7 protein-coding genes are annotated in these 8219 nt (G+C 68.6%); 3 read left to right on the top strand and 4 right to left on the bottom strand.

Annotation, left to right across the window (positions count from 1 at the left end; translation table 11 throughout):
- Positions 1–154: 154 nt before the first annotated feature.
- The 4 genes from QMX81_RS19585 to QMX81_RS19570 all read right to left on the bottom strand — a co-directional run bounded on the left by QMX81_RS19585 (position 155) and on the right by QMX81_RS19570 (position 4757).
- Positions 155–616, bottom strand: coding sequence for a hypothetical protein (locus QMX81_RS19585; RefSeq protein WP_121038781.1), 462 nt, complete (start codon positions 614–616; stop codon positions 155–157).
- A 232-nt stretch (positions 617–848) separates the two neighbouring features.
- A complete protein-coding gene (aqpZ, locus tag QMX81_RS19580; protein ID WP_282263982.1) occupies positions 849–1571 on the bottom strand; it encodes an aquaporin Z in 723 nt (240 codons plus the stop codon).
- A 113-nt stretch (positions 1572–1684) separates the two neighbouring features.
- Positions 1685–2548 carry a pirin family protein gene (locus tag QMX81_RS19575; protein ID WP_121038776.1) on the bottom strand — a complete coding sequence of 288 codons (864 nt, stop codon included), beginning with the start codon at positions 2546–2548 and terminating at the stop codon, positions 1685–1687.
- 145 nt (positions 2549–2693) lie between these two features.
- Positions 2694–4757, bottom strand: a complete 2064-nt coding sequence (locus tag QMX81_RS19570; RefSeq protein ID WP_282263978.1) for a 3-hydroxyacyl-CoA dehydrogenase NAD-binding domain-containing protein — start codon at positions 4755–4757, stop codon at positions 2694–2696.
- Between the two features lie 238 nt (positions 4758–4995).
- Between QMX81_RS19570 and rpoE the strand changes: the two genes are divergently transcribed.
- The 3 genes from rpoE (at position 4996) to QMX81_RS19555 (ending at position 8127) form a co-directional block, all read left to right on the top strand.
- On the top strand, positions 4996–5616 hold the full coding sequence (gene rpoE, locus QMX81_RS19565) for an RNA polymerase sigma factor RpoE (protein ID WP_121038769.1): 621 nt from the start codon (positions 4996–4998) through the stop codon (positions 5614–5616).
- Positions 5613–6512 (top strand): sigma-E factor negative regulatory protein, encoded by a 900-nt coding sequence (locus QMX81_RS19560; RefSeq protein ID WP_282263976.1) that lies wholly within the window; start codon positions 5613–5615, stop codon positions 6510–6512. The genes rpoE and QMX81_RS19560 overlap by 4 nt, the downstream gene beginning before the upstream one ends.
- Before the next feature lie 82 nt (positions 6513–6594).
- A complete protein-coding gene (locus QMX81_RS19555; RefSeq protein WP_121038763.1) occupies positions 6595–8127 on the top strand; it encodes a DegQ family serine endoprotease in 1533 nt (510 codons plus the stop codon).
- Positions 8128–8219: the final 92 nt, after the last annotated feature.

Here is an 8219-nt window from a genome sequence, read left to right as displayed (position 1 = left end):
TTCGTGGATTTCCAGGAAGGCCGCTTCTGAGGCACGGGGGCGCCGGCCGCTGGCCGGCCAGCGCATGACACCTGCCGGTGCGGGAGGCGCCGGCCAGTGGCCGGCGCTCCCTTGGATGACGGGATGAGTGCGGTGCACCGTCCCGGCCTCTTCCTCAGCGCCCGGCGGCCACAGCCGAGGGCGTCAGGTTCATCCCCTGCGCCAGCGATTGCAGCGAACCCAGTTCGCTGTTGTCGCCGGCGTACAGCGCAATCTGCGCGAAACGGTTCTTGTCGAATTTCACCACCGTGATCCGGCGCGTCTCATAGCCCGGCGGTTTCTGGCCGCCCAGGTCGGGCTGGTACCAGTACAGCGTTTCACCGGCGAAGCTGCCTTTTTCCTGGCGCAGCGCGCGGTTCAACGGCAGCTCGGGATTGCGCGCGCTCAGCGTCAGGCTGAGCACTTCGCGCCCATCGGCGGCGGTGGCCTTGCACAGGATGAAGTCGCGCTGGGCGAGCGCCTGCCATTGCAGGCCGCTGCTGGCGGGCAGGGACGGACATTCGCTGGTCGATTGCGCCGCAACGGCGCCGGCAGTGACCAGCAGACACACACAGACGACAGCGCGCAGGACGTTCATGGTTCCCCCAAGGTCGATGATCGCGTCCGTCGCTGACAGGCATTCCGGTGGCCGTCGACAACCCAGGCCGTGGTGGCGCATTCCCCGCGCGCGTACCGGATCACTCGCTGCCGTCAGTGTCGGACGAGTGATCGGGACCTTAACGGAATGTGACTCAGTGTACAAATAACGGTTTCAGGTGAACCTTTCTGCGCCGACGCCGGGCGGTCCGGGGGCCGCCCGGCCACACCCGTCAGCGCGGCGCGGCCCCCATCCATTTGTAGACGATGCCGCCGATCAGGCCACCCAGCAGCGGTGCCAGCCAGAACAGCCACAGCTGGCTGAGCGCGCCGCTGCCGGCGAACAGCGCCACGGCGGTGGAGCGCGCCGGATTGACCGAGGTATTGGTGACCGGAATGCTGATCAGATGGATCAACGTCAGCGCCAGGCCGATCGCGATCGGGGCGAAGCCGGCCGGCGCGTTGCCGTGGGTCGCGCCCATGATCACGATCAGGAAGAACGCGGTGAGGACCACTTCACACAGGAAGGCGGCGGCGACGCTGTAGCCGCCCGGTGAAAGGGCGCCGTAGCCATTGCTCGCGAACGCGCCTGCCTGGCTGCCATCGATCTGGAAACCCGGCGCACCGGAGGCGATCTGCAGCAGAATGAAACCGGCCAGCGCGCCACCCAGCACCTGCGCCACGATGTAGGGAAGCAGGTCACGGGCGGGGAAACGGCCGCCGGCCCACAGACCGACACTGACCGCCGGATTGAAGTGCGCGCCGGAGACATGCCCGAACGCGTACGCGCCGGTCAGCACGGTCAGGCCGAAGGCCAATGCCACGCCCACAAAACCGATCCCCAGCGGATTGCCATCACCACCGAACTTGGCCGCCAGCACCGCGCTGCCACACCCGCCCAACACCAACCAGAACGTGCCCAGGAACTCGGCGGCCAGACGTTTGCCCATGCTCATCGACGTGCTCCACGTTTTGCCCGGGGTGGGCAGGCGCAACGTAGCTGAATCGGGGTTCATCGGGGTGACGACCGCGTCAACATCCGACGAACGGTTGCCCGCCGGGGGGCGGCTCAGTACGCGGGCAGCGGAATGAACTCTTTATCGTCCCCCGGAATCGTGCCGAAGCGGCCCGATTCCCAATCGTGCTTGGCCTGCTCGATCCGTTCGCTGGAGCTGGAGACGAAGTTCCACCAGAGGTGGCGTGGCCCGTCAAGCGGTTCGCCCCCCATCAGCATTGCCTTGATCGGGGTCTTGGCGCGCAGGCGGCCGCGTGCACCGGGCTCGGGAATGATCAGGTGCTGGGCGGGAATGTCCACGCCGTCGAGCTGGGCCTGGCCGTCGAGGATGTAGAGCGAACGTTCGGCGTGGCCAGTATCCAGGTCGATTTCCGCATCGGCGTCGAGATCGATGGCCACGTTGAGGGTATCGGCGAACACCTTGACCGGGGATTCCTCGCCGTACGCGCGGCCGGCGATGACGCGCAGCCAGGCACCGTTGCGGCGCTGCTGGGGCAGGGTGGCGGCGGCATGGTGATAGAACGCGGGATCGGTCTCTTCGGCACTCTTCGGCAGCGCCAGCCAGGTCTGCATGCCGTGCAGCGGATGGTCGTGTTCGCGCTCGATGGCAGGCGTGCGTTCGGAGTGGGCGATGCCACGGCCGGCTGTCATCCAGTTGACGTCGCCGGGGCGGATGACCTGGTCCGAACCGAGCGTGTCGCGGTGGCCGATGGCGCCGGACCAGAGGAACGTGACGGTGGCCAGGCCGATATGTGGGTGCGGGCGCACGTCGATGCCGGTGCCGGGGGAAAGCACGGCCGGGCCCATCTGGTCGACGAAGACAAATGGCCCGACGCTGCGCGCCTGCAGAGTCGGCACGGCGCGGCGCACCTGCAGGCCACCGATGTCATGGATGCGGGGGGCGATGATGGTCGTCATGCGGGCGGTCTCGCTGGCGGGGACAGAGCGGGAGGATCGCATGCGGGGTGTGGAGGTGGGAGGCCTGTATCGGTAACAGGGTGTTCTGGTTTCACGCGCGAGCACACACAAAAAACGCCAGCGTGCGCTGGCGTTTTCGCGATCCTCAGATCACCGGTTCGCGCAGTACCGGCGACTCCCAGCCCGGGCGCGGGGCGAAGCGATCGCCATAGCGCTGCTGCAGGACCTTGAGGCGTTCGACCAGGGCATCGGCGCCGGTGGCGCGGATGTACTGGATCGGGCCGCCGCGGAACGGGGCGAAGCCGGTGCCGAAGATCACGCCGGCATCGAGCAGGTCGGCGTCGGCGACGACGCCGTCGTGCAGGCAGGCCACCGCTTCGTTGAGCAGTGGCAGGATCAGGCGGTCTTCCAGATCGGCCGGGACCTCGTCGTTGGCGGGGACGTCCGGCTTCTGGGCGCGTCCGTTCTCCCACTTGTACAGGCCCTGGCCGTCCTTCTTGCCACGCTTGCCCTGTTCCACGGTCGCCAGGGCGGCCGGTACCTGCAGGCCAAGGAAGGGCGCCAGTTCCTTGCCCACGCCGGCGGCCACATCCAGGCCAACGGTGTCGAGCAGTTCGATCGGGCCCATCGGCATGCCGAACTTCACCGCGGCCTTGTCCAGCACCGGGCCCGGCACGCCTTCGGCATACGCGGTGGCAGCTTCAAGCATGTACGGGAACAGCACGCGGTTGACCAGGAAGCCAGGGGTGCCGGCCACCGGCACCGGGAACTTGCCCAGCGCCTTGCAGAACGAGGCCAGGCGGCGCTCGGTCTCCGGCGCCATGCCGTCGTGATGGATGATTTCCACCAGCGGCATCTGCGCGACCGGGTTGAAGTAATGCAGGCCGGCAAACTGCGCCGGGCGCTGGATGTGGTCGCGCAGTTCGTCCAGCGGGATCGAGGAGGTGTTGGTGGTCAGCAGCGCATCGGCCTTCATCCTCGGCTCCAGCGACTGGTACAGCTCGCGCTTGGCTTCCGGGTTTTCGATGATGGCTTCGATCACCAGATCGGCCTGGGCCACGCCCTCGCCCGCGAGATCGGCTTTCAGGCGCGCGGCCACGGCCGGGCGCTTGCTGTCGTCCTTCACCCGCTTGGCGAACAGCGCCTGCGCGCGTTCCATGGCCGGGTCGATGAAGCGCTGCTCGCGATCCTGCAGGGTCACGTTGAAGCCCTTGTAGGCCGACCATGCCGCGATGTCGCCGCCCATCACGCCGGCGCCTACCACGTGCACGTGCTGGATGCCGTGGTCCTTGCCGCCCAGTGCCTTCAGGCGTTCGGTCAGGAAGAAGATACGGATCAGGTTGCGGGCGGTCGGGGTGCCGGCCAGCTTCACCACGGCGTGGCGTTCGGCATCCAGACGGGTCTGGATCGGGCTGCCACCGGTGCGTGCCCAGGTGTTGATCAGTGCGTAGGGAGCGGGGTAATGCTCCTTGCGCGCCTTGCGGGCGACCTGCTTGGCCATCTGCGGGGCGAGCAGCTTGCGCGCCAGCCAGGTGTTGGTGATCCACGCGGTCGCGCGCTGCTTGAACGGCCGGGTGGTGCCCTTCAGCGCGAGCGATACGGCGGTATCGAGCAGCACGGCCGGCGCGACGACCTTGTCGACCAGGCCGATGTTGCGCGCGGCCGAGGCCGATAGATTGCGGCCGGTCAGCATCATGTCCATCGCTGCCGGTGCGCCGACCAGCTGCGGCAGGCGCGAGCTGCCGCCCCAGCCCGGGAAGATGCCCAGCTGGGTTTCCGGCAGGCCGATGCGGGTGGAGGCATCGTTGGAGGCCACGCGGTAACGGCAGGCCAGGGCCAGCTCGGTGCCGCCGCCCAGGCAATGACCGTGGATCGCCGCGACGGTCGGGCAGGGCAGTTCGGCCAGCTTCTGGTAGGTGCTCTGGCCACGGCGGATCGCGTCATTGACGGTGCCGCGGCGGTCGAATTCCTGGAATTCCTTCAGGTCCGCCCCGGCGATGAAGCCGGCCGCCTTGATCGACTGGATCACCACCGCCTTGGGCGGGTCCATCCCGATCCGCTCGATCAGGTCGCCCAGTTCGAGCAGCACGTCCTGCGACATGGCATTGACGCTGCTGTCGTGGCGGTCGAGGCTGAGCACGACGACGCCATCGTCACGGATCTGCGGGTGCCAATGCGAGAAGCGGAGCCCATCGAAGCCTGAGAGCATGGGAACGTTCCATCCGGTTGTGTATGGAGAAGGGGGCTATGATCCAGAGGTTGTTTCCTCCCCGTCAAATCCCTATAGCTGGGGGAGAGATACCGCCGATTCATTGCCTGGATCGGAAACCTTAACGGAACGGTGGTTAAAAGCTGGTGCGGCGCGGTGTGATCGAGCGCTGAACTTTTCCCGGGATTGGCAGTCTCATTGCCCGACGTCGGTTGGGCTGACAGGAGTGCGGCCCCCCATGGCCGAGGTTGAAACACCACAGGAGCTGGACCTGGAGCTGGTCCGACGTGTGCAGCGTGGCGAGAGCGGGGCGTTCGATGTCCTGGTACGCAAGTATCAGCATCGGGTCATCGCGCTGATCGGGCGCTACATCGCGGACTGGAGTGAATGTCAGGACGTGGCCCAGGACACTTTCGTCCGCGCGTATCGCGCGATCGGCAGTTTCCGGGGCGACGCCCAGTTCTATACCTGGCTGCACAGGATCGCCGTGAACACTGCCAAGAACCATCTCGCCGCCCACAACCGCCGCCCGCCCACCGATGACATCGAGATCGGGGACGCCGAGCAGTACGACAGCGGCACCCGCCTGCGCGACACCGACACGCCCGAACGCGAGTTGATGCGCCAGGAGCTGGAACAGACGGTGATGAAGGCGGTGTCGGCGCTGCCTGAAGAGCTGCGGTCGGCCATCACCATGCGCGAGGTGGACGGCCTGAGTTACGACGAAATCGCGCAGAAGATGGGGTGCCCGATCGGCACCGTGCGGTCGCGGATCTTCCGTGCCCGCGAGGCGATCGACACTGAACTTCGGCCGCTGCTCGATGTGGGCAGCGCCACCCGCGAGAAGAGCCGCGCATGAGCCACGATATGTCCAATGATGCTTCCCGGGGCGCGTCCCCCGATAAATTCGACGCCCATTACCGGCAGCAGCTGTCCTCGTTGATCGATGGCGAGCTGTCAGCCGATGAAGCGCGTTTCATGCTGCGCCGGCTGGAACACGATGAGGCCTTGTCCAGCTGCAACGAACGCTGGCAGATGCTCGGCGATGTGCTGCGCGGGCAGGCCTGCGCACCGGCGCCGGTCGATTTCGCCGAGCGGGTGCGCGTTTCCGTGGCCGCTGAGCCGGCACCCGCGATGCAGGCCAATGTCGAGCGCAGCCATGACCGTCAGGAACGGCGTGGCGGTTGGCGACGCTGGGGCGGGGGGGCGGCGTTGGCCGCCTCCGTCGCGGCCGTGGCGATGTTCATGACCCGCGAGCAGCTGCCGGCCCCGGCCCCGCTGGACGCGCCGACCACCATCATCGCCAGCCAGGCCGAGCTGCCTGCCGCACCGGTGACCGAAGCCTCTGCCGCCGAACAGGCGCTCGCCGTGGCGGCGGTGCCCGCTGCTGCGGTGGCTGCCGCCAGCCGCCGCCAGGACGTGGCGACGGCACGCCGCGCCAGCGCTAGTGCCACGCGTACCCAGCAGGCCGCGCGCAGCGCCGCCGAGCGCAGTGCCGAGCCGCAGCGGGCGATCGCCAGCCAGGCGCCATTGGCCCCGGCCATGCCGGCGGCCGCCGCGCGGCAGTTCCCGTTCGGTGAGGTCGGCACGCTGCAGGCCAAGCCTTGGCCGCGCTCCAGCCTGGCCCCGGCCGCCGGCGGCGCGCTCAATGCGAGCTTCTCCACACAGGCGCCGCAGGCCGCGTTCTATCCGTTCGAGCCGCGCCTGCAGGAGTCGGCCGAGTCGGCCGAACCTGCGCGCCGGCACCGCGACTGAGCATCGTCGCGCTGACGCTCCGCTCCGGCCTGTGCGCCGGAGCGTTCCCCCCTTTGTTCCCTGACCCGGAGGTTCGTGTCTGATGACCGCCCGTATCCGTACCCATGCCCTGGCGCTGATCGCCATGACGCTCCCACTGGTGGCCTGCGCGCAGTCGCCGTCGCCATCGCCGGCCACCGCTGCCGCGCCGGCGGCCGCCGCTGCACCCCGCGCGCCGGCGCCGCAGCTGGTCAGTGGCCTGCCGGACTTCACCAATCTGGTCGAACAGGTCGGGCCGGGCGTGGTCAATGTCGAGACCACCATCGTGCGCAGCAACCGCCAGGCACGCATGGCCGGGCCGTCCGACCAGGACATGCCGGAATTCTTCCGTCGCTTCTTCGGCCCGGATTTCCAGATGCCGGGGCAGGGTGCCGACGGTCCCGATGACGGCACCCCGAGCATCCGCGGCCGCGGCATGGGTTCGGGTTTCATCATCTCCGCCGACGGCTACGTGCTGACCAATCACCATGTGGTCGCTGATGCCAGCGAAGTGAAGGTCAAGCTTGGCGATCGCCGTGAGTTCACTGCCAAGGTGGTCGGCAGCGACCAGCAGTACGACGTGGCGCTGCTCAAGATCGACGGAAAGAATCTGCCGACCGTGCGCGTGGGCGACTCCAACACCCTCAAGCCGGGTCAATGGGTGGTCGCGATCGGTTCGCCGTTCGGGCTGGACCACTCCGTCACCGCCGGCGTCGTCAGCGCGGTCGGCCGCAGCACCGGCGGCCCGGACCAGCGCTATGTGCCCTTCATCCAGACCGACGTGGCGATCAACCAGGGCAACTCCGGTGGCCCGCTGCTCAACACCCGCGGTGAAGTGGTCGGCATCAACTCGCAGATCTTCTCCGCTTCCGGTGGCTATATGGGGATCAGCTTCGCGATCCCGATCGACCTTGCGATGGGTGCGGTGGAGCAGATCAAGAAGACCGGCCGGGTCAGCCGTGGCCAGCTCGGCGCGGCGGTCGGCCCGATCGATGGCCTCAAGGCCCAGGGGCTGGGCCTGCCGGACAGCCGTGGCGCGCTGGTCAACGAGGTGGTCGCGGGCAGCGCGGCGCTCAAGGCCGGTATCGAGCCGGGCGATGTGATCCGCTCGGTCAATGGCAGCCCGATCAATACCTTCAGCGATCTGCCGCCGGCCATCGGCGCGCTGCCGCCGGGCAGCAAGGTCCGCCTGAGCGTGCTGCGCGATGGCAAGGAGCGGGAGATCACCGCCACCCTGACCGAACTGGCCGAAGACGCCGAGCGTGGCGCCGCCCGTCCGACCGCGGAAGCGGCCAAGCCCGAGGCCGGCGCCAATGCCCTGCTGGGGCTGGAGGTGGCCGACTTGACCGCCCCGCAGCGCCAGCAGCTGGGCCTGTCGGCGGGCGAGGGCGTGCGCATCACCCGGGTCAACGGCCAGTCCGCGCGTGACGCCGGCCTGTCGCCGGGCCTGGTGGTGCTGCAGGTCGGCCGTACCCCGGTCGGCAGCGTGGCCGCGCTGAACAAGGCGCTGGCCGGATACAGCAAGGGTGACGTGGTCATGTTGCTGATCCGCGCCAACGGCAACAGCGCCTTCGTGGCGGTCAAGGCCGGGCAGTAAGCCCCGCCCCGCCTGCGTTTCCGGGCCCGCGTCGGCGGGCCCGGGCGGGGGGGGGGGGGGGGTGGGGGCCATCGCGGCCCGGGCCCCCCCCG

Source organism: Stenotrophomonas sp. PS02301 (assembly GCF_029959485.1).
GTDB lineage: Bacteria > Pseudomonadota > Gammaproteobacteria > Xanthomonadales > Xanthomonadaceae > Stenotrophomonas > Stenotrophomonas maltophilia_Z.
This window is presented reverse-complemented; position numbering and strand designations above follow the sequence as displayed.

Coding starts and splice junctions, on each gene's coding strand:
- QMX81_RS19560 (WP_282263976.1), top strand. CDS start 5,613: ATGAGCCACGATATGTCCAATGATGCTTCCCGGGGCGCGTCCCCCGAT.
- QMX81_RS19585 (WP_121038781.1), bottom strand. CDS start 616: ATGAACGTCCTGCGCGCTGTCGTCTGTGTGTGTCTGCTGGTCACTGCC.
- QMX81_RS19555 (WP_121038763.1), top strand. CDS start 6,595: ATGACCGCCCGTATCCGTACCCATGCCCTGGCGCTGATCGCCATGACG.
- aqpZ (WP_282263982.1), bottom strand. CDS start 1,571: ATGAGCATGGGCAAACGTCTGGCCGCCGAGTTCCTGGGCACGTTCTGG.
- QMX81_RS19575 (WP_121038776.1), bottom strand. CDS start 2,548: ATGACGACCATCATCGCCCCCCGCATCCATGACATCGGTGGCCTGCAG.
- QMX81_RS19570 (WP_282263978.1), bottom strand. CDS start 4,757: ATGCTCTCAGGCTTCGATGGGCTCCGCTTCTCGCATTGGCACCCGCAG.
- rpoE (WP_121038769.1), top strand. CDS start 4,996: ATGGCCGAGGTTGAAACACCACAGGAGCTGGACCTGGAGCTGGTCCGA.